This is a genomic window from Streptomyces sp. UW30 (assembly GCF_008042075.1).
Taxonomy (GTDB): domain Bacteria; phylum Actinomycetota; class Actinomycetes; order Streptomycetales; family Streptomycetaceae; genus Streptomyces.
On sequence record NZ_RDBN01000021.1, the window covers coordinates 265,751 to 289,172 of the forward strand.

A 23,422-nucleotide genomic window follows, 5' to 3' on the forward strand; every position below is an offset into this window, starting at 1 on the left:
GTCCATGCGTCCAGGGTAGCCAGGGGGGTGCGGGCTGACCCGCCCCCGGGCGGCCTCATCCCGCACCCCCCTGGCTACCCTGGACGCATGGACTACGTCTCCGCACTCCTCCCGCCGGCCGTCATGGCCGTCTTCTTCGTCGGCCTGATCAGGGTGATCGTGAAGACCCAGGGCGGAGCCAACAAGGCCAAGGAGGACGCGGCCGTGGACGCAGCCCTCGCGCGCGCGGAGGGCGCCCGCCAGGCCTCCGCGCACCGGGACGCCTGAACGACAGATGCCTGAACGACGGTCGCCACAACGACGACCGCCCCCACACCGGCGGCACGCTCAACGGCGTACGACTCCAAGCCCCGACGCTTTCCGAGTCGTACGCCCTTTTTGTTCTCATTTGCCAGAGAAAGCGCACGTCCGGCACGCCAACCCTCGAAACTCCCACTATTGTGCTGAGTTGTGCCTCGCCCATTGGGAGAACTCGAAGACGCGGTCATGACGCGGGTGTGGAAGTGGAACCGCCCGGTGACCGTTCGAGAAGTCCTGGAAGATCTCCAGCAGGAACGGTCCATCGCGTACACCACCGTGATGACCGTTTTGGACAATCTCCATCAGAAGGGCTGGGTACGCCGCGAGGCGGAAGGCCGGGCCTATCGATATGAGGCGGTCTCCACACGAGCCGCCTACGCCGCCGCCCTGATGAACGACGCCTGGTCGCAGAGCGACAACCCCGCAGCCGCACTCGTCGCCTTCTTCGGCATGATGAGCGAAGAACAGCGCCTCGCCCTGCGGGACGCCGTACGCATGGTCCAGGGGCCGGAAACCGACGAACCGACACCACCGTCGGATACGCGCGGCGTAACGGGCACCGATACCGCCGGAACCGATACCCGCAGCGCCGATACCAGCACCGATAGCGACAAGGTCGATACAAGCGGTTCCGATACCGCCGCCCCGGATACCGCCCGCACCCAAACCCGGGCCACCCAAACCCGCCGCCGCCAAACCCCTGGCCGGCATACCGGCTCCGATACCGACCCGGATACCGCCTCCGAGAACCCCGGCTCCGCACAGGACCCCGGCGGGCGATAGCGTCCGCTCATGTCAGCAGAGAGCCACTCGGCCGAGACCCCCTCGGCGGAGAGCCCAGAACTCACCGCAAAAGCCATCACCGTCCGACGGGCCCGCACCAGCGATGTCCCGGCGGTGCGTCGTCTCCTTGACGAGTACGTCCGCCGTCGCATCCTGCTCGACAAAGCCACGGTGACGCTTTACGAGGACATCCAGGAGTTCTGGGTCGCGGAACGTGACGACAACGGCGAGGTCGTCGGCTGCGGCGCCCTGCACGTGATGTGGGAAGACCTGGCGGAAGTGCGCACTCTCGCGGTGAAGCCCGGCCTGAAGGGCGCCGGCGTCGGTCACCAGTTGCTGGAGAAGTTGCTGCACACCGCACGCTGGCTCGGCGTTCGACGCGTTTTCTGTCTGACCTTCGAAGAGGACTTCTTCGGCAAGCACGGCTTCGTCGAGATCGGCGAGACGCCGGTTGACACCGATGTCTACGCGGAGCTGCTGCGTTCCTATGACGAGGGCGTGGCGGAGTTCCTCGGTCTCGAACGAGTGAAACCGAACACCTTGGGCAACAGCCGGATGCTTCTGCATCTGTGATCGCCAAGGATCGTCCATGGATCCTCAAGGTGTATTCCGCCCGACAGCCCGTGCCCAGGTGCCCTATGTCCGAAACGCGCATGTTTCCGGACGGTGCCTGGGCTGTGGGTCTCTCCCGGGGGTTTGTGTTTTTCCAGCAAAAGCGGTTTGCTTTCCGACGTACTGCAGTACTGCATATAACAGGGGACGGCGAAACGGCGGACGCCGCAGACCCCAGGCCCTCAAGTTATCGATGAAAGGAAATCCGGTGGCACAGAAGGTTCAGGTCCTTCTTGTCGACGACCTCGACGGCGGCGAGGCGGACGAGACCGTGACGTTCGCGCTGGACGGCAAGACGTACGAGATCGATCTCACGACTGCCAATGCGGACAAGCTCCGTGGCCTTCTCGATCCTTACGTGAAGGGCGGTCGTCGTACCGGAGGCCGCGCTTCGGGTGGTCGCGGAAAGGCGCGCGCCGCTTCCGGTGGCAGCCAGGACACCGCACAGATCCGCGCGTGGGCCAAGGAGAACGGCTACGAGGTCAACGACCGCGGCCGCGTTCCCGCGTCCATTCGTGAGGCATACGAGAAGGCCAACGCCTGATCCAGGGCAACGCCTGAGTTACGGACAGGCAGCCGGCCCGGCGCACGCGCGCCGCAGCCGCAGGCGGTGGCATTGCGATGCCACCGTGTCCAGCACCCGCACGAGATCGGGGGCGCCCCCACCGCCCCCGAGCGCCGACAACGTCGGCAGCGAGGCCTCGACCTCGCCCCCAGGCTCGGGGGGCCGCAGCCACACGGCGGCCCCCTGTACGGCACCGGAGCGGCCCAGGGGAAGCGGCCGCACGCCACCGGGCCCCGGCAGCCCAGCACGTCGTACGGCCCCCCTCGACCCGGCGTCGACAGGGCGCCGTACGGATGCCCCGACCGGGCTCGGATCGTCGGCGTGATGCCGTACGACCGCCCCCGGCCGCGCATCCCCGGTGGAATTCCAGATGGAATACGAGACGGAATGCCATACGGCCGTCCGCGCCCCGATCGCTCTCGAAGGCAGGGGCGCCTCCATGAGGTCGCCCTCGCCGAGTGCCGTCAGGTCCAGGGGCAGCGCGCCCCACTCCAGCCAGGTCAGCACCCCCGGCACCTCCTGCGCGCCGCCCGCCGCGATCAGCAGCCGCATCCGGTCGTCCTGCACGGCCACCGGGGAGTCCGGCCCCAGATGGCGCAGCGCCGCACGGCCCGCCTCGGCCGGGACGTCCAGGACGTCGAAGCGCCGGCCCACGCACAGGCTCAGCGGGGATCCGGGGGCGGTGGGCACCACCGGCCAGTCCAGTTCGTTCTCGTACCACCGGCGGACCTGATCGCTCGGATCGAGCGGCCGACGGGGGAAAGGGATCGAGGCGAGGTCCGTGGTGATCTTGGGACGGGTGCCGACCATGCCAAGTGCAACCGCCGAATGGGCGTGCGGGTTACGCTGGGTGTAGTGGCAATTGCGCAGAGTGGCGAAAAAGGGGGCGTGCGGGGGTGTGGGGTGGCGCAAGGTTGTTCGCCCGTAGCGGAGGGAACCGGGGGGCGCGGCATGGAGTGTCTGTCCCAGCGGGTAAGACATCCCTAGTGGGAGGGGGCGACACGCAGGACAGTGAGTCTCACGTTCGCCATCGGCGTACTGATGGTGAGGGTAACCACCTGGCCTGCGGGAACATCGTCTCGCACCATCGGGTTGGAGCAGATGTCGGCGTTCGGGGTCAGGAGGCCATCGACGGTGTCGGCAGTTGGAATGAGCGGTCCCCGCTTGCGGGACTAAGCTGCGGAAGGACAGGGAGGGGAAGTTCCCCCCACTGCCTGACCGCTCTGAGGAGCGATTAACGATGTTCGAGAGGTTCACCGACCGCGCGCGGCGGGTTGTCGTCCTGGCTCAGGAAGAAGCCCGGATGCTCAACCACAACTACATCGGCACCGAGCACATCCTCCTGGGCCTGATCCACGAGGGTGAGGGTGTCGCCGCCAAGGCCCTTGAGAGCCTCGGGATTTCGCTCGAGGCGGTCCGCCAGCAGGTGGAGGAGATCATCGGGCAGGGGCAGCAGGCCCCGTCCGGGCACATCCCCTTCACCCCCCGTGCCAAGAAGGTCCTGGAGCTGTCGCTCCGCGAGGCCCTTCAGCTGGGCCACAACTACATCGGCACGGAGCACATCCTGCTCGGCCTGATCCGTGAGGGCGAGGGCGTCGCCGCCCAGGTCCTGGTCAAGCTGGGCGCTGATCTCAACCGCGTGCGGCAGCAGGTGATCCAGCTGCTCTCCGGTTACCAGGGCAAGGAGACCGCCACCGCCGGCGGGCCTGCCGAGGGCACCCCCTCGACGTCCCTGGTCCTCGACCAGTTCGGCCGGAACCTCACCCAGGCCGCTCGTGAGTCCAAGCTCGACCCGGTCATCGGGCGCGAGAAGGAGATCGAGCGGGTCATGCAGGTGCTGTCCCGCCGTACCAAGAACAACCCGGTCCTGATCGGTGAGCCCGGCGTCGGCAAGACCGCCGTCGTCGAGGGCCTCGCCCAGGCCATCGTCAAGGGCGAGGTGCCCGAGACCCTCAAGGACAAGCACCTCTACACCCTGGACCTCGGCGCGCTGGTCGCCGGCTCCCGCTACCGCGGTGACTTCGAGGAGCGCCTGAAGAAGGTGCTCAAGGAGATCCGCACCCGCGGCGACATCATCCTGTTCATCGACGAGCTCCACACGCTGGTCGGTGCGGGTGCCGCCGAGGGCGCCATCGACGCGGCTTCCATCCTGAAGCCGATGCTGGCCCGCGGTGAGCTGCAGACCATCGGTGCGACGACGCTGGACGAGTACCGCAAGCACCTGGAGAAGGACGCCGCGCTGGAGCGCCGCTTCCAGCCCATCCAGGTCGCCGAGCCGTCCCTGCCGCACACGATCGAGATCCTCAAGGGTCTGCGCGACCGGTACGAGGCCCACCACCGGGTCTCCATCACCGACGAGGCGCTGGTCCAGGCCGCCACCCTGGCCGACCGCTACATCTCGGACCGCTTCCTGCCCGACAAGGCGATCGACCTGATCGACGAGGCGGGCTCGCGGATGCGCATCCGCCGGATGACCGCGCCGCCGGACCTGCGCGAGTTCGACGAGAAGATCGCCGGTGTCCGCCGGGACAAGGAGTCCGCGATCGACTCGCAGGACTTCGAGAAGGCCGCCTCCCTGCGCGACAAGGAGAAGCAGCTCCTGGCCGCCAAGGCCAAGCGGGAGAAGGAGTGGAAGGCCGGCGACATGGACGTCGTCGCCGAGGTCGACGGCGAGCTGATCGCCGAGGTCCTCGCGACCGCCACCGGTATCCCGGTCTTCAAGCTGACCGAGGAGGAGTCCTCGCGTCTGCTGCGCATGGAGGACGAGCTCCACAAGCGGGTCATCGGCCAGGTCGACGCCGTCAAGGCGCTGTCGAAGGCGATCCGCCGTACGCGTGCCGGTCTGAAGGACCCGAAGCGCCCCGGTGGCTCGTTCATCTTCGCCGGCCCGTCCGGTGTCGGTAAGACGGAGCTGTCCAAGGCCCTCGCCGAGTTCCTCTTCGGTGACGAGGACGCGCTGATCTCCCTCGACATGTCGGAGTTCAGCGAGAAGCACACGGTCTCGCGTCTCTTCGGTTCGCCCCCCGGCTACGTGGGCTACGAAGAGGGCGGCCAGCTGACGGAGAAGGTCCGCCGCAAGCCGTTCTCGGTGGTCCTGTTCGACGAGGTCGAGAAGGCCCACCCGGACATCTTCAACAGCCTGCTGCAGATCCTGGAGGACGGTCGCCTGACCGACTCCCAGGGCCGGGTCGTGGACTTCAAGAACACGGTCATCATCATGACGACCAACCTCGGCACCCGGGACATCTCCAAGGGCTTCAACCTGGGCTTCGCGGCCTCGGGTGACACGAAGTCCAACTACGAGCGCATGAAGAACAAGGTCCAGGACGAGCTCAAGCAGCACTTCCGGCCCGAGTTCCTCAACCGCGTCGACGACGTGGTCGTCTTCCCGCAGCTGACCCAGGACGACATCCTCCGGATCGTCGACCTGATGATCGGCAAGGTGGACGAGCGCCTCAAGGACCGGGACATGGGCATCGAGCTCTCCCAGTCCGCCAAGGAGCTGCTCTCCAAGAAGGGCTACGACCCCGTGCTGGGCGCCCGGCCGCTGCGCCGCACCATCCAGCGCGAGATCGAGGACAGCCTCTCGGAGAAGATCCTCTTCGGCGAGCTGCGCCCCGGTCACATCGTGGTCGTGGACACGGAGGGCGAGGGCGACACCAAGACCTTCACCTTCCGCGGCGAGGAGAAGGCGGCCCTGCCGGACGTCCCGCCGATCGAGCAGGCGGCCGGTGGAACCGGCCCGAACCTGAGCAAGGAGGCGTAGCCGCCGCGCTCCGCCTGAACCAAAGGGGCTGCCCCGGGACTCGGTCCCGGGGCAGCCCCTTTTTCAGTCCGGGGTTTCGACACTGACGCGGGCATCCGGGAAGAGCTCCACGTAGTCGTCGAGGACGAGCGATGTACCGGGTGCCGGGGTGATGGAGAGCTCGCGGACACCGGGAAACCACACCGGTAGATGTGCCAGTTCGTCCTCCCACCGCAGCTGGCCGAGCCGCAGGACTTCCACCTGGGGCAGCGGTGGAGCGTGGTGCACGGCCTGCAGCATGGACCGGTGCAGGTAGAGCTGGGCAAGCGCGGCAAGGTCGGCCACGTCGCCCCAGTCACCTTGCCGGAGGGTTCCGGCGTCAGGGCCGAGGCTCAGGGCGCGCAGCCCGGGCCAGCGGCCGACGCCACGCAGTCCGCGGCTGCGCACGGCGCCTCGGGAGAGGAACAGGCCCTCCAAGGGGGCCTGGAGCGGAAGCAGCGAGTGCAGATCCACTCCCCAGCCGGTCTCGCCGCTGATGCCCAGCTGCCGTAGGCCGCTCAGCCGGTGCAGGCCGGTGAGCCCGTCCCAGTGGTGGCGACCCGACAGATGCAGCTCCGTGAGGGCCGAGGTGGCCAGGGGAGTGAGGTCTGTCGCTTGTTCACAGTCCTCCAGCGCCAGGTACGTCAAAAGGGGCAGGTCGGCGAATGGGCCGAGATCCCGCAGCTGTGGATTGCCGTACAGGACCACATGCGTCGCGGCGTTGCGGGACACGGCCTCGACGATCCGGGCCGTGTCGTGGATTCCGTTGAAGCGCAGCCACGGGGTCCGGCCCATGCCGGCCAGCGCCGCGAGCTGCCGGGGGTCTCTTACGGTGATGAAGAGCTCGGTGGTGTCGAGGTGGGCCAGGACCTCCGTCACGTACTCCTCGGGGTCGAACTGGCCCCATGCGCCGACCAGACGGCTGCGTACGCGCAGGTCGGAGTGGTTCCGAAAGCCCTTCAGGACATCGAGGGCACCGTCCGTCCCGAGTGTGGACGCGGTTCGGGTCACACCGAGAGCCCCCGCGTCGGTGAGCCCCTCGGCGGTGCGCGGCAGGAGTTCGAGAACGAAGGGGCCGACCTTGGCCAGTGCCTCCGCCTCCTCCCTGCTGTTCGGGGGGATCAGGTGTTTCGTGCGGGCATCGACCTCGGCGCGGACCGCGGGATCGAGCGCGATGGCGTGTTCCAGGCAGGCCAGGGCGAGCAGATTCCTGCGGGGGGTGTCCTCGGCCAGCAACTTACGCAGGAGATCGGCCCGTTCATTGGGCCGCGCATGGGCCGTGGCCATGCGGATCACGTCCTCCCACTGGGAGTCGTCCGCATGGCTGACCAGGACGTCGATGTGCCCCTCCTCCACCGCGGCCCTGGCTCCCAGATAGTCCTGGAAGGTGCGGTGGATGAAGTCGACGACGTCCGGAGCGGGCCGGCGCAGCAGGCCGCTGCGCAGCAGCAGGTGGCGGAAGATCTTGTCGGCCTCGCCCTGGCCGGAGGCCGTCGCGATGCTGGGCAGTGCCCGCTCGACGATTCCCCGGGCCGCATCCTGGTCCATCTCGGTGCGGCCACTGAGGATCAGGGCGTAGGCGATGCGCTGCAGCAGCTCGTACTTCGCCTGTTCGGGCAGGTCGACCGCGTCCGGTGTGCCCATGCCGCGCTCCCGGTCGCGGCGGGCCAACAGCATGGACAGCGCGGCGTCGTACAGTTCCTTGCGGCCCTGAGGCAGGAAGCCCCGCCGCTCGCGGTGCAGGGCGCAGATCAGTGCGCACAGCAGGGGGTTGGTGGCGAGGCCGGCCAGGTCCTGTTTGGTGCGCAGGGCGGCGAGCAGCGGCGCCTCGTACTCCTCGGCGGCCGCCGCCCGGTGCCAGCGATGGACGAACCGTGTGACGTCGGCGCGCGTCATGGGGGTGAGGGTCAGTTCGTGGAAGCCGAGCTCCGACAGCCAGTCGGACCGGATCGCCGTGGGGCGCGAGGTGACCAGCCACTGGTTGTCGGGAAACGCGTGGGCCAGGTCGAACAGCCACTGCCTGGTGCGGGCGCGTTCCTGTTCAGGTACTTCGTCGATGCCATCGACCATGACCAGGCCGCGGCCGTCGGTGAGGACTCGCTCGGCCCAGCCCGCGGGAGCGGAGAACGGGCAGCTGACTGCGGTGAGGAACTGGTCGGGCGAGGGCAGCGTGGCCGCCCTGGTCACCGTACGCAGCGGCAGCACGAAAGGGATACGCACGGGCGGGGACTGCCGCGCGGCGGTGACCGCGAGCCATTGGACGAGCGTGGTCTTGCCGGAGCCCGCGTCGCCCCGCAACAGGACGCGCTCGTGATCCAGGAGGGCGTTCTCGGCGGGGAGCTGAACGGTGGCCGGGTGGCGGGGCGGCTCACCGTAGGTACCTGCCGCCCAGCCCTCGTCGGCGGTCGCCTCCAGGCTCAGATACGCCACCTCCAACGGCCACCGGTCGGGGGAGTCCCTGAGGTCGATGCCGTAGATGGTGATGTGGTTGTGCTTCTCGGCCATGTGGGCGAGGTAGCGGCGCTCGAAGGCGGTGTCCCGGCTCCCTGTGCGCGGGGTCCGGGTCATCAACTCCTCCAGCCTGGCCGCCAGTTCGGCCTGCCCCCGGCTCTGCTCCACGAGGGTGCGGGCTACAAAGGTGGAGCGCTGGGTGAAGAAGTGCAGGACGTGGACGCAGGACCACTCGGTGAGCGAGTCGAGGAAGCAGGTGGCGTCGGCGGAGAGGTGGTCGGGCGTGGGGGAGAGGCGGTGGAGCTGCCGGGCCAGTTCGCCGGGGCCGAGGCGGACGGCTTGGACGTCGTCCATGTCGAGGTGGCCCAGGGCCAGCAGTCTGCGGGTCAGAGCGTCGGCGAGGGCCGTGGCCTCGTCCTGTGCGCAGGGTGCCTCGCCCGGTGACTCGAGCGCCTGCGCGACGAGCCGCTCGGCCAGCCGCCGGACGTCCTTCTCCGTCAGCTGCCGCTTCTCACCGCGGAAGGAGACCAGTGCGGAGATGCGTACGGGTCGGTCCACGAGGCCGGCACCGGGACCGTCCCGCACGAGTAGGCGTCTGACCAGCGGCGCGACGAGTCCCGAGGCGAGCTTGGTGCTGAGCACCGCCGGATCCATGAGCCTCCCTACGCACACGTGACAGCCGATCAGCGTAGCGGCGGACGGGCGGCCGGGTCCGGCAGTCGCGGACCCTGGGGCGGCTCGGCAGGCAGTGGCGAATCGGGCGCTCCCGGACGGCGAGGCGGCGGGCCGTCCGGGGCGCCCGGAGAGCAACCGTGGTTCAGGAGAGCTGGCCGTCGTAGTCCGGCAGCTTGTACGTCTTCTCGGCGTGGCCGCCCGACAGGTCGGTGGCGCTGTTGCCGATGTTCGCGATGATCGTGTAGCCCTTGTTCTCGATGTCGACGCGCTGGGCCGTCTTGTAGTCGGCGACGTTCTTGAACAGGTCGAAGAAGTTGCGCACGTACAGGCCCGAGACCTTGTAGCCGACGTACTTGAGGTTGTAGTCGGTCACCGTGTAGATGATGCCGGGGCGGGCGGTGACGAAGAACAGGGCGACGCCGTGCTCCTGGGCGTACTTGGCGACCTCCTGGACCGGCTTGTTGGCCGGCTGCGGGTAGCTGAAGCCGAAGTCCGTCTCCAGGGTGGTGTTGTCGATGTCGAAGACGATCGCCTGCTTCTCACCCGGCTTGGTGTCGGCGATCCGCTGCTTCAGGGCCGGCAGCGCCTGGTTCATGACCGCCTTGCAGTCCTTCTGCCAGGTGTCGTAGTCGACATCCTCGGCGGCCGCCGTGGTGGCGGTGGCGGTGCTCGTCGCGGTGGCGGCCGTCGCGGCTTCGGCGGGAACCGCGAGGGCCACGAGGGCGGCCGCGGAGACGGTACCGACGGCTATACGACGCGCCCAGGGGCGGCGAAGCGTCATGTGGGGGGTCCTCTCACGTCACGTGCGCTGTGTTGTTGTCGCGTGCATGTTCGTGGGTGGGGGTGGCGTGAGGGGAACGGTAGGGTTACTGGAGGGTAAGTCGCTAGAGGTGTGCGTCACATGATGCTCGCGCTTCCCCTTTCCATGAACAGCTTCCGCGGCGTAGTGCCCGTCACATTCCGGGGTCTTCCGATTGCGCTGGGCGGTGACATGCCGCACAGGCGATTTGTCCGTTACTAGCGGGAATAGTGGAAACGCTCCTGACGGGCAAATCGGACTTTCATTGCGAAAACTGGCGGACCATTTTGGCGTTGACGCTGGTTCGTCCGTATTGGGTGCTCTGTCAAGATGCAGGGATTTTTGGTGGGGAGTACTAGCCCTCGTCGTAGTTGAGGGGTTTTGGGGTTGGGGTCGGGCGGGGTTACCAAGGGATGGCCATCCGGCGACCGCATCTGTGTCGGGTGGTTTTCCCTGTCGTCGTCCCCGTGAGGTTTCGAATGTCCCCGCGCTTCTCGTTCCGTTCGCCCCGTACGTCCGCGTTCCGCACCCGTGCTGCTGTGCTGGCCGCCGGACTGGGAGCATCGGTCGTGCTGGGCGCCGGAGGCGCGGTCGCTGCTGAGATGACCTCCGCCCCCGCCGCTCCCGCCGCCGTGCAGGCCCAGACCGTCGCCGTGAAGAAGGCGGCCGCGAAGAAGGCCCCCGCCAAGAAGGCCGTCTCCTGGGTCAAGCCGGTCAAGAAGTACACGAAGTCCGCCAGCTTCGCGCAGGCCGGCGGCATGTGGCAGTCCACCCACAGCGGTCAGGACTTCGCCGTCCCGGCCGGCACCCAGGWCGTGGCCGCGCACGGCGGCACCGTCGTCAAGGCCGGCGGCAACGGCGCCGGTGACGGTCCCGCGTACGGCAACGCCATCGTCATCAAGCACGGCAACGGGACCTTCTCCCAGTACGCCCACCTGTCGCGCATCGACGTGAAGATCGGCCAGGTCGTCAAGACCGGCCAGAACATAGCCAAGTCCGGCAACACCGGTAACTCCAGCGGTCCGCACCTGCACTTCGAGATCCGCAAGAGCGCCAACTACGGCACCGCGATCGACCCCGTCGCCTTCCTGCGGGCCAACGGTCTGTCGATCTGAGTCACCGAGTCGTTCAGGCGCCCTTGTGCGCCTGGGTGATCAGATCCGTGGCGACCTCGAGGATGGCCTTGCGCTTTTCCTCGGGGTCGCCTTCGAGGTCCTTCATCACGAACATCCCGGCGTGCATCGTGAACAGGGCGCTGATGCAGCGCACCTGGTCCACCAGGTCGGCGTCCGGGTCGATGATGATGTCCCGCATGCCGAGCATGCGGTTCTTGAACGTCTCGCCGATGCTCAGTTCGCGGACGGTCGCCTGGTTCTCCTGCATGAAGCGGAACAGGGGCGACGCGTCGGCCAGGGCCTGGCTGTAGCGCCGTACGATCTCCTGCTTCGTGTCCAGCGTGTGCGGCTGCTGCCTGCCCCACTCGATCAGGTCCTCGATCGGCTGCGTCAGATCCTCGAAGAGGCTGACGATGATCTCTTCCTTGGTCTTGAAGTGGTAGTACAGGGCCGCCTTCGTGACGTCGAGGCGCTCGGCGATCTCCCGCAGGGAGGTCTTCTCGTAGCCCTGCTCGGCGAAGAGCTCGAGGGCCACGTCCTGGATGCGCTGGCGGGTGTTCCCGCGGCGCCGCTGCTTGGTGCCGTCCATGGTGCCACCCATCCTCGTACTCCTAGGCCTTCCAGAAAACTTACTTGKCGCCCGGCTAGTTACGCCCCTACCTTCCTTCAGTGTAGGCAACTAGCCGGGCGGCAAGTAAGTGGCTGGGGGAGTGGGAATCATGGCGGACACACTGGCAGTGGACACAGGACCGGCGGATCAGGCGAAGCAAGCCGATCAGGCCGAAAAGCAGCCGCAGAGCGTACGGGTCGTACTGCTCGCGCTGATGATCACGATGATGCTGGCGATGCTCGACAACATGATCGTGGGCACCGCGATGCCGACGATCGTGGGCGAGCTGGGCGGCCTGGAGCATCTGTCGTGGGTCGTGACGGCGTACACCCTGGCGACCGCGGCCTCCACCCCGCTGTGGGGCAAACTCGGCGACATGTACGGGCGCAAGGGCGTCTTCATGTCGTCGATCGTGCTGTTCCTGATCGGGTCGGCCTTGAGCGGCATGGCTCAGGACATGGGGCAGCTCATCGGGTTCCGTGCGGTGCAGGGACTTGGCGCCGGCGGTCTGATGGTCGGCGTCATGGCGATCATCGGCGACCTGATTCCGCCGCGGGAGCGCGGCAAGTACCAGGGCATGATGGCCGGCGTCATGGCGCTCGCGATGATCGGCGGGCCGCTGGTCGGCGGCACCATCACCGACCACTGGGGCTGGCGCTGGGCCTTCTACATCAACCTGCCGCTCGGCGTCGTGGCGCTCGCCGCGATCAGTGCCGTGCTGCATCTGCCGAAGAAGCGGGCGCAGGCGCGGATCGACTATCTGGGCGCCGGCCTGCTGACCGTGGGAATCACCGCGATCGTGCTGGTGACCACGTGGGGCGGTACGGAGTACGCGTGGACGTCCGCGCGGATCATGGAGCTCATCGGCATCGGCGTCGCCGCGCTGGTCGGGTTCCTGTTCTGGCAGACCAGGGCCGCGGAGCCGGTGGTGCCGCTGCACATCTTCCGCAGCCGGAACTTCACGCTGATGTCCGTGATCGGCTTCATCACCGGGTTCGTGATGTTCGGCGCGACGCTGTTCCTGCCGCTGTACCAGCAGTCGGTGCAGGGTGCCTCCGCCACGAACTCCGGTCTTCTGCTGCTGCCGATGCTCGGGGCGATGCTGGTCACCTCGATGGTCGCCGGGCGGGTGACGACGAACACCGGGCGCTACAAGGTCTTCCCGGTCGCCGGCAGTGTGCTGATGGTCGTCGGGCTGTATCTGCTGTCGACGATGGACACCGGGACCAGCCGGTTCATGTCCGGGGTGTTCATGGCCGTCGTCGGCCTGGGCATGGGCTGTCTGATGCAGATCACCATGCTCGTCGCGCAGAACAGCGTCGAGATGAAGGACATGGGCGTCGCGTCCTCGTCCACCACGCTCTTCCGTACGCTCGGCTCCTCGTTCGGCGTCGCGATCATGGGCGCGCTGTTCAACAACCGGGTGCAGGACGTCATGACCGAGCGTGCCGGGTCGCTGGGTTCGAAGGTGACCGAGCAGTCGGCGCAACTCGACGCGGCGAGCCTGGCGAAGCTGCCGGAGGCGGTGCGAGAGGCGTACCAGCACGCGGTGTCGTCCGGCACCCACTCGGCGTTCCTGCTGGGTTCCGTGATCGCGGTGCTGTCCCTGGCGGCGGCCGTGTTCGTGAAGGAGGTCCCGCTCAAGGGGGCGGGGCCGCAGGCGGAGGTCGCCGCGGACGGCGCCTAGGCCCGAAGGCGACGGTTCAGTCGCCCTCTCAGCCGCACGGCATGTGGAAGGCCCTCGGGTGGATCGCTCCCCGAGGGCCTTCGCCCTTTCGTTGTCAGTGGGGCGTGCCACCATCGGCTGCATGGACAAGGTGCGGCAGCTGCGGCGGGCCAAGGACGCCATGGACCGGGACTGGGCCGATCCGGGGCTCGACCTGGACGCGGTGGCCGCACACGCCGGGTACTCGCGGTACCACTTCGTGCGGGCCTTCAAGGCGGTGTACGGCGAGACCCCGGGGCAGTATCTGACGCACCGGCGGATCGAGCGGGCCGAGTTGCAGGACATCCTGCTGGGCGAGTTCGTCAGCCGGCGGGTCGCCGCCAAGGATCCCGCGATCGAGGTGCGGGTCGTCCACGAGTCGGAGCTCACGACCGACCCGCGTCGCCTGGAGCGGGTGCTGTTCAACCTGCTGGCCAACGCGGCACGGCACGGCAGGCCGCCGATCCAGGTCACGGTCGAGGGCCGGGTCATCCGGGTCCGCGACCACGGCCCGACGATCGCCGCAGGTCAGGCCCGGGTCATCGGTGCCCGCCTGACCTTCCGCAACATCCGCCCGGCAGGTGCGCCCGAGCATGTGCCGGCGGAGGGCGCGGTGGCCGTCCTCTGGCTCCCGGAGCACGCGCCGACGAACACGGGGAGCTACCCGATGCTGCCGTAGGGCCTGCCGCTCAGCAGGACCAGTCCTTCGACATGTCGATGGGCGAGGGCGGCATGCGCTGGCTGACCGTGGGCGCCGGGAGCCAGCCGGACGTCGAGCTGACCCTCATGGTGCCCGGCCCGCCCTCGCTGGACCCCGAGTCCGCCGAGATGGTGAGGAAGCTCGTGGCCAAGGGGGTGCTCGGCGCCGGTGTGCTGACCACCGACGACATCCACGGCGACTACAAGAGGCTCAAGGACCGCGGGGTGGAGTTCCTCCAGGAGCCGCAGGAGCGTCCGTACGGCACGGAGGCGCTGTTCCGCGACGACTCGGGGAACTGGTTCTCGTTCACCCAGCCCCGCGAGGGCGACCTCGACATGTCGAAGGACTGGTCCTGCTGAGCGGCAGGCCCTACGGCAGCATCGGGTAGCTCCCCGTGTTCGTCGGCGCGTGCTCCGGGAGCCAGAGGACGGCCACCGCGCCCTCCGCCGGCACATGCTCGGGCGCACCTGCCGGGCGGATGTTGCGGAAGGTCAGGCGGGCACCGATGACCCGGGCCTGACCTGCGGCGATCGTCAGGCCGAGGCCGTGGCCGATGCCCGAGCGGTCGCTGCTGCCGGTGCGGAAGCGGCTGGGGCCGTCGGCGATCAGATGCTCCGGGAACCCGGGGCCGTGGTCGCGGACCCGGATGACCCGGCCCTCGACCGTGACCTGGATCGGCGGCCTGCCGTGCCGTGCCGCGTTGGCCAGCAGGTTGAACAGCACCCGCTCCAGGCGACGCGGGTCGGTCGTGAGCTCCGACTCGTGGACGACCCGCACCTCGATCGCGGGATCCTTGGCGGCGACCCGCCGGCTGACGAACTCGCCCAGCAGGATGTCCTGCAACTCGGCCCGCTCCGAGGCGCTGTCCAGCCGGGCCACCTCCAGGACGTCCTCGACGAGCGTGCGCATGGCCTTCGCCCGGTCCAGGACCAGTTCCGTGGGCCGACCGGGCGGCAGCAGCTCGGCCGCCGTCAGCAGACCGGTCACCGGTGTGCGCAGCTCGTGCGCGATGTCCGCGGTGACCCGGCGCTCCGCCTCCAGCCGCTGCTGGAGCGCGTCCGCCATGGCGTCCACCGCGCTCGCGAGGTCGTCGGTCTCGTCCCGTACGACACCCCCGATGGCGTCCCGCACCCGTACGTCCGGCTCGCCGCTCGCGACCTGGTTCGCCGCGGCCGCCGCCTTGCGCAGCCGCCGCGACAGCTGGCCGCCGATGAGCACACCGAGCGCGCTGCCGCCGAGCACCACCGCGATGGAGCCGATGATCATGGCCTGGTCGAGGCGGTTGAGAATGTGATCGCTGCGGTCGGTGAAGCCGGTGCGCAGCGACAGGACATGACCGTTGTTGAGCGGCACGGCCGCCCAGATATCGGGCGCGCCGCTCGGCGAGTCGGTCACGTAGGTCGCCCGCCGGCCCTCCTCGACCTTCACCCGCAGCGCCGCCGGCAGCTCCGGGTCGTCGACCGTGAGATTGGGGAAGTTCAGCCGCTTGGACTGCTCGTAGCCGCGCTGGGCGATCTGGATGCGCTCGTCGGCGAGGTCGCGCGCGCTGTCCAGCATCGAGACCCGGGCCTGGTTGTGCACGACGAGGCTCAGTACGACCGCCACCAGCGCGCCGACCAGCGCGATCGCCGCGCTCAGCTTCCACCGCAGCCCCGTACGTATGGCGATACGGCCGCCGCCCGCGCCCCTCACGCGTACGCCCCTGTGACGACCCGCCACCGAACCCGTGAGATTGCCCGCATGGACACCCATCCCCTGCCCTGCGATCCGAGTGGGATCCGTGAGGCCGACTCTCTGCGCACCGGACGCGGCCGGCCGTCTGAACATCCCCCGCATGCCGCCCCGCTCAGGCCTTCAGCTTGTAGCCGAAGCCACGGACCGTCTCGATACGGTCCTGGCCGATCTTCGTGCGCAGCCGCTGCACATGGACATCGACCACCCGCGTGTCCCCGCCCCAGCCGTAGTCCCACACCCGCTCCAGCAGCTTGTCCCGCGACAGGACGGTGCCCGGCGCCGAGGAGAACTCCAGCAGCAGCCGCATCTCGGTCGGAGTGAGCGCGACGCCCTGCCCGGCCCGGCGCACCTCCATGCCCTCGGTGTCGACCTCCAGGTCACCGAAGGTCAGCAGGCCGCCGTTGGCCGCGGCGTCGGCCTCGTCCATCCGGTCCGCGCGGCCCGCGTGCCCGAAGCGGCGCAGCACCGCCCGGATCCGGGCGACCAGCACGGCGCCGTCGAACGGCTTGGTCACGTAGTCGTCCGCGCCCGCCTCCAGGCCCAGCACCACGTCGATCGAGTCGGCGCGCGCCGACAGCATGATCACCGGCACGGTGGACTCGTCGCGGATACGGCGGCACAGGCTGACCCCGTCGAGACCCGGGACCATCACGTCCAGCAACGCGATGTCGGGCTGGTTCGTCCGGAACGCCTCCAGACCCGACAGCCCGTCGGGCATGGCGGTGACCGCGAAGCCGTCCCGCTCCAGGGCGAGCTGGGTGGCCTCGCGGATGACGTCGTCGTCCTCGACGAACAGGACGTGGGTCTGGTCTGCCATCCCGGTGCTCTCAGTCCTCGTGTCTCTAGGGGTGCGTCGGATGCTGCTGGGCCGCGCAAGGCGCGTCCACTTCAGGGACGCGTGGATCGCCCGATGCGTTCACGGCCGGCGGTCTCAGCCCTCCGGCGCCGCCGGCTCGTCGTCGCCGAGCGAGCCGTAGTCGGTGCGGGTGCTGTACTTCCGGACGAAGCGGTCGGATGTCCACAGGTACGAGAACACGTCCTCGCTGGACGGGTTCGACAGTGCGTCGTCCTTGGCATACACCTGCTTGGTCAGCACAAGGTAGCCGCGGTCGATCTCGGCGTAGACCGGAGGCTCCTCCGACTTGAACACATTGCGGTACGCGCCGCTCTGTTCGCGGTACACGTACGAGGCGACGCCGATTTCATCCCCGCAGGACAGCACGTTGACCACGATGTCGTCCGTCGGCCCGCCGGTCAGGTCACCGTAGGACACGTCGATGGGGTAGTCGTCGGACACGCACGGCTTCAGCTCGCGCTTGACCTCCGTCGAGACCACGGGGTCCGCCTTGACCAGCTCGACGGCCTGTTCGCGGCTCGGGACGGCCGAGGCCGAGGCCGTGGCCGACGGTGTGACGGCCGAACCGCCCGCCATGTCGGCGTGGGCGGGCCCCTCGTCACGGGCGCCGGTGCCGCCGGTGGCGCAGGCAGAGGCGAAAAGGGCGAGGGCGACGACCACGACCACCGCCGTGAACGCCGCCTGAAAGGTCCCCCGTACGGGGCCGGACCCGCGTTGCGCGGAGCCGCCGTCCTCCGAGTCCCCGTCCGTGGCCCCGTCACCCCTGTTCGTGTGCCCGGTGCCGCCCGTCGTCGTGCCTAGGCCGCGCAACGCTCCCGCTCCTCACGCTCCAGCGCGCGTGCGTCCAGATCGCGGCTCTCCAGCTCCTCGCGGAGCCGGGCGAGCGCCCGGTGCAGCGTGCTCTTGACCGTTCCGGCCGACATGCCGAGGGCCGCGGCCGTCTCCTCCGTGGACATCTGCTCCCAGTGTCGCAGCACCACGACGCTGCGCTGCTTGGGAGCGAGCACCTTCATGATGTCCATCAGCAGGGCGCGGTCCGCGTGCTGCTCGGTGGAGTCGTCGACCGAGGCGTCCGGGAGCTGCTCGGTCGGCACCTCCTCCAGCTTGCGCGCCCGCCACCACTCGGTCCGCGTGTTGATCATCACGCGGCGCAGGTAGGCGTCCGCGAGCCGCTTGTCGGCGATGCCGTCCCAGCGGTGGTAGGTCCGCACCAGCGCGGTCTGCAGCAGGTCCTGCGCGTCGACCGGGTCCGGGACCAGCCGGCGGGCGCTGCGCAGCAGCGCGTCCTGCCGGGTGCGGACGTACTCCTCGAACTCGAGCACCTCGCCCTGCGCCATGTTGACCGCCTCCCGATTCCCCGTTCCCGGCCGGCCTGTCGGCCGTCGGTCTCACTGCTTCTGCTTCGTCGTCCCCGTCTGCCGGGTACGGGAATGAAGCTACGGAGGCGTTGTCACGGCGCTGTCCGAAGCAGCCTGCGGCCAGCGCTCGGCTGTCCGTCGGTTATGTAACGGAATTAGGAAACGGACAAAAGGGTCGGGTGGTTGGGATGGCTATGGGGTGATTTGTTGGGCTCTCGGAGCCGTAAAGGCCGTGCGGAGGCTGTGAGTCGTGTGTTGCAGAGGCCGTACGGCTGTGATGTGACTGTGCGTCAGCTCAGCGGCAGCCGGTACAGCCCGCCCGGCAACGGCTCCACCAGCCCGTCCGAGACGAGCCCGTCCAGGGCGCGGGCACGCTGCACCGGTTCGTGCCACACACGGTCGAGTGCCGCCTGCGGGACGGGCGTGTGGGCGTCGCGCAGCACGGCGAGCAGCTTGCCGCGCACCTGGCGGTCGGTCCCGGCGTACGTCTGACCGCGACGCGGCGGGCCGTCGTGCTCCGGCTTGCCCGCGAGCCGCCAGGCGCACTGCGCGGCGATCGGGCAGCGCTGGCACGACTCGTTCTTCGCGGTGCACACCAGCGCGCCGAGCTCCATGGAGGCCGCGGCCCAGCGCGACGCGGTGCGCTCGTCGTCGGGGAGCAGCGAGCGGGCGAGCTTGCGCTCGGCGGCCGTGGTGGCGTTCGGCGGGTACTGCACACCGGTGACGGCGCGGGCGATGACACGGCGGACGTTGGTGTCCAGGACCGGGTGCCGCTGGCCGTACGCGAACGACGCCACGGCGGCCGCGGTGTACTCACCGATGCCGGGCAGCGCGAGGAGCTGGGCGTGGTCGGTCGGTACGTCCCCGCCGTGCCGTTCCGCTATGGCGACGGCGGCGCCGTGCAGGCGCAGCGCGCGGCGCGGGTAGCCGAGCCGACCCCAGGCGCGGACGGCCTCGCCGGGCGCCTCCTTGGCCAGGTCGGCGGGGCGGGGCCAGCGGGACAGCCACTGCTCGTAGACGGGCAGGACGCGGTTCACCGGCGTCTGCTGGAGCATGAACTCACTGACCATCACACCCCAGGGGCCCGCCTCGGGGCGCCGCCAGGGGAGGTCGCGGGCGTTCTCGTCGAACCAGTCGATGACACTGCTGTGCAGCGGCTGACCGAGGGGGCCGTCGGCGTCGATGTGGGTGTGCGGGGGCTTCGTGGGCGCAGTCATGGCTTCCCGATCCTGCCATGTCGGGGGCGGCCGGGTGGGTAGGCGGCGGGTGCCGGTGCGTTGGTGGCTGCGGATCGGGGTGGGCCCGCGGATCCTGGGAGCCTGCGGCTGAAACTCCTGGCCCGGGTGGAAAGCGCCCCTGACCTGACGATCGGCAGCAGTCGCCCCCCGACTCCCGCTTGTAGCGTCGCCCGGATGGAACGTCCTCGCATATGGCAGGCCGGTCTGCTCTGGGCCGTCCTCGTGTCGCCCGCGCTCACGGCCGACCGACTGGGGCTGAACGAACCGCGGGCCCTGTGGCAGCAGTCGGCCGGTCTGCTCGTGATCGGCGCCGCGGTGACCGTGGCCCGGCGCCGGCCCCTTGCGGCCTTCGCTCTGGCGGCCGTACTGAGCCTGGTCGCCGCCCCCGCCCTGTTCACCGTCTCCTACGGTCCGGCGCTCGGCGTCTTCGCCCTGCTGCTCGGTCTGCGCGCGGCACGGGCGCGGCCCGCGGTGGTCGTCTTCGGGGCCGTCGGCTGCCTGGGTACGGCGAGGATCGCGCTGTTCGGGGTCGATCCGGCGCCGGAGTGGGCGGTGCTGACCGGGACGCTGCTGTTCGGCTGTGTGTTCCCCTGGCTCGGCGGACGCTACTGGCGCCAGAGCCGTCAGCTGACCCAGGCCGGCTGGAGCCGGGCCGCGCGCCTGGAGGGCGAGCAGCGCATCGCCGAGGAGCGGGCCCGGCTGCGCGAACGGGCCCGGATCGCGCAGGACATGCACGACTCCCTGGGCCATGAGCTGAGCCTGATCGCCCTGCGCGCCGGCGCCCTCCAGGTCGCCCCCGACCTGCCGGACCACCACCGCACCGCCGCCGGCGACCTGCGGGCGGCCGCCGCCGACGCCACCGAGCGGCTGCGCCGCATCATCGGTGTCCTGCGGGAGGACGACGATCCGGTGCCGGTGTCCCTGACCCCGGCGGGCGAGACCGTCGAGCAACTCGTCGCACGCGCCGCCGAGTCGGGGCTGCCGGTGCGGTGGGAGCCGGTCGGGGGCGCCGCGTCGGACGGCGTCGGCGCAAGGGGCGCGGCGCCGGCGCCGGGCGGGGTCGCCGAGCGCGTCCTGTACCGGATGGTCCGCGAGGCGCTGACCAACGCGGCCCGGCACGCCACCGGGGCCACGGTCACCGTCTCGGCCGTCGAGGAGGCCGACGGCACGACCGTCACCGTGACGAGTGGCGGCCGCCCGGCGGCCGACGGCGTGACGGGCACGCCCTCCCCGTCCTCCGGCGGCACCGGCCTCCAGGCCCTGCGCGCCGCCGTCACCGCGGTCGGCGGTGACTTCGAGGCCGGTCCGTACCGGGACGGGTTCCGGGTGCGGGCCCGCGTCCCCGAGCAGGCGGCCACGACACCCCGGCCCGCGCCCGCCCCGTACGCCCCCTTCACCCACGCCCGCCGCCGGGTGGCCCTGGCCCTCGCGGCCTCCGTCGGCGCGGGCGTCGTGCTCGTGGGCGGGGCGTTCGCCTGGTACGCGTACACCGAGACCCACTCGGTGCTGCCGCCGGCGGCCTACGCCGACCTGCGCATCGGCACGTCGGTCCAGGACCTCGCCGAGGTCCTTCCGGACCGGTCCGTGCGCGACGCTCCCGTGGAGCGGGCCCCGGGCCCGCCGCCGCGGGACAGCGACTGCCGCTACTACCGCGCGAGCGGCGAACTCCTCGTCTCCGTCGACCACTTCAGGCTCTGCTTCGACGACGAGGGGCGGCTCGTCGCCAAGGACGTCGTCCCGAGAGCCGGCCTGTCCCAACGCCCTTCCACAGATGAGGAGTTCGCACGGTGATCCGGGTACTGCTGGCCGACGACGAGGCGATGGTGCGTGCGGGCGTGCGCGCCATCCTGACCAGCGGCGGCGAGATCGACGTCGTCGCGGAGGCCGGCGACGGGCGGGCCGCCGTCGAACTGGTGCGGGCGCACCGGCCGGACGTGGCCCTGCTGGACATCCGTATGCCACGGCTGGACGGCCTCGCCGCCGGCGAGGAGATCGCACGGACCGCGCCCGGCACGGCCGTGGCGATGCTCACCACCTTCTCCGAACAGGCTTACGTGGCCCGCGCGCTCGGCGGCGGCGCCACCGGCTTCCTGCTGAAGTCCGGGGACCCGTACGAACTCATCGCGGGCGTAAGGGCGGTCGCGGGTGGCGCGGCCTTCCTGTCGCCGAAGGTGGCCCGGTACGTCATCGATGGACTGGGCGGCGGAGAAGGCCGCCTGGGCCGCGAGGCCGCCGCACGCACGCGCGTGGCCGAGCTCAGCCCGCGCGAACGTGAGGTGCTCGGCCTCGTCGGCGCGGGCCTGTCCAACCCGGAGATCGCCGCCCGGCTGCATCTCGTCGAGGGCACGGTGAAGGCCTATGTCAGCGCGGTGCTCGACCGGTTGGGCGTGCGCAACCGCGTACAGGCGGCGATCGTGGCGTACGAGGCGGGGCTGGTGGAGCCGTAGCGCTCGGCGCATGCCGTACGGGTCGGGCTCACCGCGTGTCCATGCCGTACGCGGGGACGCGCGCCGGTCCCGGGCCCGTGAACCACCGTACGGGCGGCGCCGACGAGGCCCGCATCGCCTCGGCCAGCCGGATCGCCGGGCGGGTACCGAGCCGTACGGCGGCCACCGCGACCGCCGCGCCCAGGACCAGGCCCGCGGCGACGTCGTGCGGATAGTGCACCCCGACGAACACGCGGGAGAAGGCCATCAGGAGGGCCAGTGGCGCCGTGAGCCGCAGCAGGGCGCGCCCGGTCAGGGCCAGGGCGATCGCCGCGGCGCCCGCGATGGTGGCGTGGTTGCTGGGGAAGGACCAGTCGCCGGACGGCGGGCAGGCGGCGAGGGAGGGGGCGGCCCGGGCCATCGCGCGGCACGGACGTTCCTCGGCGAAGCCGGACTTGAGCACCTCGCTGCACACGTACGCCGTAGCCGTGGCCAGAGGTGCAAGGACCGCTATCGCGAATGCCCGGGTCGTGTCCCGGCGGGCCCGCCACCAGACGATGACGAACAGCGCGGCGAACAGCAGCAGTCCGGCCTCCGTCCATGTCTCGGCCGTGCGCTGTACCCACGTTGGGGTGCCGTGGGCGAGGTCGGTGATGTCGCGATGGAGCTCGCTGTCCCAGAAATCCATGGTCACGGACCGTAGGCGGCAGGTCGATACCGTCACACCCTGCGATCGACAGGTGTCGCCCCTGACGGAAGACAGGGGTGGCGCGGGCGCCGACGGCGGTTTCCGGGATGATGATCCGGAAAAGTTGTCGTCCGGGGCGGCGGGTGGAGCAAGACAGCGCGCCGATCTCTCGTACAGTTTGCGCCGTGGGATCTCTGCGCAATCCGGTCGGGCCGCTTCCCTCCACCATCTACTGGCGACGGAGGGCCGTACTGCTGTCGGTGTGCGCCCTGTTGGCGCTGCTGATCACCTGGGTACTCACCTCGGGCGGCGGAGGCGGCAAGAACAACGCGGGCGGATCCGACGGCAAGAATCCCGCGCCCTCGACGATCACGCCGGGCCCTTCGGGCTCGGGGCCGGCGATCAGCCAAGCGCCGGGCGGACGCGACGAGTCGACGGCCGGCGGGGACTCCGGTGGGTCGGGGTCCGGGGACGGCTCCGGGGACGGCACGACCGACGGGGGCTCCGACGGTTCGGGCGGCTCCGGCAGCGGATCCTCGGGCGGCGGTGTCGGTGCGGACGACGCGGTCGCCGACGGCTCCTCGCTGCCCGACTGCGTCTCGGGCCAGATGAAGCTGTCGGTGCGCAGCCTGCACAACTCCTACGAGCCCGGCGAGACCCCCGCCCTGCTGCTGACCGCGACGAACTCCTCCACCTACGACTGCAAGGTCGATCTCGGCCCGAAGAACGCGGTGGTGACGGTCACTGAGGCGGGTTCCGAGGACGACTTCTGGTCATCCGCCGACTGCCCCAAGGACGCCGCCGGCCTGCGGTTCCGGGTGCCCGCCGGCGAGAGCATCACGTACACCGTGAAGTGGGACCGCAAGGCGAGCGCCCCGCAGTGCGCGACGCCCGCCGCCGGTTCGGCCGCGGCGGGGACGTATCTGGTGGAGGCGACGACGCCCGGGTTCGGGACGGCGCAGACGTCGTTCGTCCTGGAGAACGACTGACGGGCCGTACGCCTCGGCGCACGGCCCGGGACTC

The 23,422-nt window shown here is 70.0% G+C and carries 20 protein-coding genes and 3 pseudogenes; 13 read left to right on the forward strand and 10 right to left on the reverse strand.

Annotated elements, in window-relative coordinates; all coding sequences use genetic code 11:
• Nucleotides 1–87: 87 nt before the first annotated feature.
• From EAO75_RS45730 to EAO75_RS11530, 4 genes are all read left to right on the forward strand, one after another.
• The gene (locus EAO75_RS45730) at nucleotides 88–267 is read left to right on the forward strand and encodes a hypothetical protein (RefSeq protein WP_187284392.1); all 180 of its coding nucleotides are present in this window, start codon (nucleotides 88–90) and stop codon (nucleotides 265–267) included.
• A gap of 219 nt (nucleotides 268–486) precedes the next feature.
• Entirely contained in the window at nucleotides 487–1,083 is a 597-nt protein-coding gene (locus EAO75_RS11520) for a BlaI/MecI/CopY family transcriptional regulator (protein ID WP_261989244.1), read from the forward strand.
• 9 nt (nucleotides 1,084–1,092) lie between these two features.
• On the forward strand, nucleotides 1,093–1,656 hold the full coding sequence (locus tag EAO75_RS11525; protein WP_147994949.1) for an amino-acid N-acetyltransferase: 564 nt from the start codon (nucleotides 1,093–1,095) through the stop codon (nucleotides 1,654–1,656).
• Nucleotides 1,657–1,903: 247 nt separating this feature from the next.
• Nucleotides 1,904–2,239, forward strand: coding sequence for a histone-like nucleoid-structuring protein Lsr2 (locus tag EAO75_RS11530; RefSeq protein ID WP_030959275.1), 336 nt, complete (start codon nucleotides 1,904–1,906; stop codon nucleotides 2,237–2,239).
• Between the two features lie 18 nt (nucleotides 2,240–2,257).
• On the opposite strand, the gene EAO75_RS11535 is transcribed toward EAO75_RS11530, so the two are convergent.
• Entirely contained in the window at nucleotides 2,258–3,070 is an 813-nt protein-coding gene (locus EAO75_RS11535; protein ID WP_147994950.1) for an SCO3374 family protein, read from the reverse strand.
• 430 nt (nucleotides 3,071–3,500) lie between these two features.
• Between EAO75_RS11535 and EAO75_RS11545 the strand changes: the two genes are divergently transcribed.
• Entirely contained in the window at nucleotides 3,501–6,026 is a 2,526-nt protein-coding gene (locus EAO75_RS11545) for an ATP-dependent Clp protease ATP-binding subunit (protein ID WP_147994951.1), read from the forward strand.
• Between the two features lie 63 nt (nucleotides 6,027–6,089).
• Here EAO75_RS11545 and EAO75_RS11550 read toward each other — a convergent pair whose 3' ends face one another.
• Nucleotides 6,090–9,149 (reverse strand): NACHT domain-containing protein, encoded by a 3,060-nt coding sequence (locus EAO75_RS11550; protein WP_147994952.1) that lies wholly within the window; start codon nucleotides 9,147–9,149, stop codon nucleotides 6,090–6,092.
• Between the two features lie 163 nt (nucleotides 9,150–9,312).
• The gene (locus tag EAO75_RS11555; RefSeq protein ID WP_147994953.1) at nucleotides 9,313–9,951 is read right to left on the reverse strand and encodes an HAD family acid phosphatase; all 639 of its coding nucleotides are present in this window, start codon (nucleotides 9,949–9,951) and stop codon (nucleotides 9,313–9,315) included.
• 497 nt (nucleotides 9,952–10,448) lie between these two features.
• On the opposite strand from EAO75_RS11555, the gene EAO75_RS11560 reads away from it, so the two are divergent.
• Complete coding sequence (locus tag EAO75_RS11560) at nucleotides 10,449–11,084, forward strand: M23 family metallopeptidase (protein WP_147995255.1); 636 nt, start codon at nucleotides 10,449–10,451, stop codon at nucleotides 11,082–11,084.
• Nucleotides 11,085–11,097: 13 nt separating this feature from the next.
• Here the strand turns inward: EAO75_RS11560 and EAO75_RS11565 are convergent, their stop codons facing one another.
• Nucleotides 11,098–11,685: a TetR/AcrR family transcriptional regulator gene (locus EAO75_RS11565; RefSeq protein ID WP_147994954.1), complete on the reverse strand. Its 588-nt coding sequence runs from the start codon at nucleotides 11,683–11,685 to the stop codon at nucleotides 11,098–11,100.
• Between the two features lie 118 nt (nucleotides 11,686–11,803).
• Here EAO75_RS11565 and EAO75_RS11570 point away from each other — a divergent pair, with 118 nt between their 5' ends.
• The 4 genes and pseudogenes from EAO75_RS11570 to EAO75_RS11580 form a co-directional block, all read left to right on the forward strand.
• Nucleotides 11,804–13,381 (forward strand): MDR family MFS transporter, encoded by a 1,578-nt coding sequence (locus EAO75_RS11570; protein ID WP_147994955.1) that lies wholly within the window; start codon nucleotides 11,804–11,806, stop codon nucleotides 13,379–13,381.
• Between the two features lie 160 nt (nucleotides 13,382–13,541).
• A pseudogene (locus tag EAO75_RS47215) lies at nucleotides 13,542–13,658 on the forward strand (helix-turn-helix transcriptional regulator); the annotation flags it as partial.
• A gap of 24 nt (nucleotides 13,659–13,682) precedes the next feature.
• A pseudogene (locus EAO75_RS11575) lies at nucleotides 13,683–14,078 on the forward strand (ATP-binding protein); the annotation flags it as partial.
• Nucleotides 14,079–14,107: 29 nt separating this feature from the next.
• Nucleotides 14,108–14,458, forward strand: a pseudogene (locus EAO75_RS11580) (VOC family protein); the annotation flags it as partial.
• Nucleotides 14,459–14,468: 10 nt separating this feature from the next.
• Here the strand turns inward: EAO75_RS11580 and cseC are convergent.
• From cseC to EAO75_RS11605, 5 genes are all read right to left on the reverse strand, one after another.
• Entirely contained in the window at nucleotides 14,469–15,935 is a 1,467-nt protein-coding gene (cseC, locus tag EAO75_RS11585; protein WP_187284394.1) for a two-component system sensor histidine kinase CseC, read from the reverse strand.
• A 10-nt stretch (nucleotides 15,936–15,945) separates the two neighbouring features.
• Nucleotides 15,946–16,650, reverse strand: coding sequence for a two-component system response regulator CseB (gene cseB / locus EAO75_RS11590; protein ID WP_147994958.1), 705 nt, complete (start codon nucleotides 16,648–16,650; stop codon nucleotides 15,946–15,948).
• Between the two features lie 114 nt (nucleotides 16,651–16,764).
• The gene (locus EAO75_RS11595) at nucleotides 16,765–17,499 is read right to left on the reverse strand and encodes a hypothetical protein (protein WP_147994959.1); all 735 of its coding nucleotides are present in this window, start codon (nucleotides 17,497–17,499) and stop codon (nucleotides 16,765–16,767) included.
• The gene (locus EAO75_RS11600; RefSeq protein WP_003999062.1) at nucleotides 17,487–18,026 is read right to left on the reverse strand and encodes a SigE family RNA polymerase sigma factor; all 540 of its coding nucleotides are present in this window, start codon (nucleotides 18,024–18,026) and stop codon (nucleotides 17,487–17,489) included. Before EAO75_RS11600 ends, EAO75_RS11595 begins: the two co-directional genes overlap by 13 nt.
• Before the next feature lie 311 nt (nucleotides 18,027–18,337).
• Nucleotides 18,338–19,264: an A/G-specific adenine glycosylase gene (locus EAO75_RS11605; protein WP_147994960.1), complete on the reverse strand. Its 927-nt coding sequence runs from the start codon at nucleotides 19,262–19,264 to the stop codon at nucleotides 18,338–18,340.
• A 195-nt stretch (nucleotides 19,265–19,459) separates the two neighbouring features.
• Here EAO75_RS11605 and EAO75_RS11610 point away from each other — a divergent pair, with 195 nt between their 5' ends.
• Entirely contained in the window at nucleotides 19,460–21,076 is a 1,617-nt protein-coding gene (locus EAO75_RS11610) for a sensor histidine kinase (RefSeq protein WP_147994961.1), read from the forward strand.
• Nucleotides 21,073–21,732: a response regulator transcription factor gene (locus EAO75_RS11615; RefSeq protein ID WP_147994962.1), complete on the forward strand. Its 660-nt coding sequence runs from the start codon at nucleotides 21,073–21,075 to the stop codon at nucleotides 21,730–21,732. The genes EAO75_RS11610 and EAO75_RS11615 overlap by 4 nt, the downstream gene beginning before the upstream one ends.
• 28 nt (nucleotides 21,733–21,760) lie before the next feature.
• On the opposite strand, the gene EAO75_RS11620 is transcribed toward EAO75_RS11615, so the two are convergent.
• Nucleotides 21,761–22,399, reverse strand: a complete 639-nt coding sequence (locus EAO75_RS11620) for a phosphatase PAP2 family protein (protein ID WP_187284395.1) — start codon at nucleotides 22,397–22,399, stop codon at nucleotides 21,761–21,763.
• Between the two features lie 185 nt (nucleotides 22,400–22,584).
• Here EAO75_RS11620 and EAO75_RS11625 point away from each other — a divergent pair, with 185 nt between their 5' ends.
• Complete coding sequence (locus EAO75_RS11625; RefSeq protein WP_147994964.1) at nucleotides 22,585–23,388, forward strand: hypothetical protein; 804 nt, start codon at nucleotides 22,585–22,587, stop codon at nucleotides 23,386–23,388.
• The last annotated feature ends 34 nt before the right edge of the window (nucleotides 23,389–23,422 follow it).

What these genes read in the sequence shown, in the direction of transcription:
- EAO75_RS45730 (WP_187284392.1), top strand. Translation starts at nt 88, where the DNA reads ATGGACTACGTCTCCGCACTCCTCCCGCCGGCCGTCATGGCCGTCTTC.
- cseC (WP_187284394.1), bottom strand. Translation starts at nt 15,935, where the DNA reads ATGCGGGGGATGTTCAGACGGCCGGCCGCGTCCGGTGCGCAGAGAGTC.
- cseB (WP_147994958.1), bottom strand. Translation starts at nt 16,650, where the DNA reads ATGGCAGACCAGACCCACGTCCTGTTCGTCGAGGACGACGACGTCATC.
- EAO75_RS11600 (WP_003999062.1), bottom strand. Translation starts at nt 18,026, where the DNA reads ATGGCGCAGGGCGAGGTGCTCGAGTTCGAGGAGTACGTCCGCACCCGG.
- EAO75_RS11525 (WP_147994949.1), top strand. Translation starts at nt 1,093, where the DNA reads ATGTCAGCAGAGAGCCACTCGGCCGAGACCCCCTCGGCGGAGAGCCCA.
- EAO75_RS11550 (WP_147994952.1), bottom strand. Translation starts at nt 9,149, where the DNA reads ATGGATCCGGCGGTGCTCAGCACCAAGCTCGCCTCGGGACTCGTCGCG.
- EAO75_RS11555 (WP_147994953.1), bottom strand. Translation starts at nt 9,951, where the DNA reads ATGACGCTTCGCCGCCCCTGGGCGCGTCGTATAGCCGTCGGTACCGTC.
- EAO75_RS11620 (WP_187284395.1), bottom strand. Translation starts at nt 22,399, where the DNA reads ATGGATTTCTGGGACAGCGAGCTCCATCGCGACATCACCGACCTCGCC.
- EAO75_RS11605 (WP_147994960.1), bottom strand. Translation starts at nt 19,264, where the DNA reads ATGACTGCGCCCACGAAGCCCCCGCACACCCACATCGACGCCGACGGC.
- EAO75_RS11565 (WP_147994954.1), bottom strand. Translation starts at nt 11,685, where the DNA reads ATGGGTGGCACCATGGACGGCACCAAGCAGCGGCGCCGCGGGAACACC.
- EAO75_RS11520 (WP_261989244.1), top strand. Translation starts at nt 487, where the DNA reads ATGACGCGGGTGTGGAAGTGGAACCGCCCGGTGACCGTTCGAGAAGTC.
- EAO75_RS11570 (WP_147994955.1), top strand. Translation starts at nt 11,804, where the DNA reads ATGGCGGACACACTGGCAGTGGACACAGGACCGGCGGATCAGGCGAAG.
- EAO75_RS11535 (WP_147994950.1), bottom strand. Translation starts at nt 3,070, where the DNA reads ATGGTCGGCACCCGTCCCAAGATCACCACGGACCTCGCCTCGATCCCT.
- EAO75_RS11545 (WP_147994951.1), top strand. Translation starts at nt 3,501, where the DNA reads ATGTTCGAGAGGTTCACCGACCGCGCGCGGCGGGTTGTCGTCCTGGCT.
- EAO75_RS11610 (WP_147994961.1), top strand. Translation starts at nt 19,460, where the DNA reads ATGGAACGTCCTCGCATATGGCAGGCCGGTCTGCTCTGGGCCGTCCTC.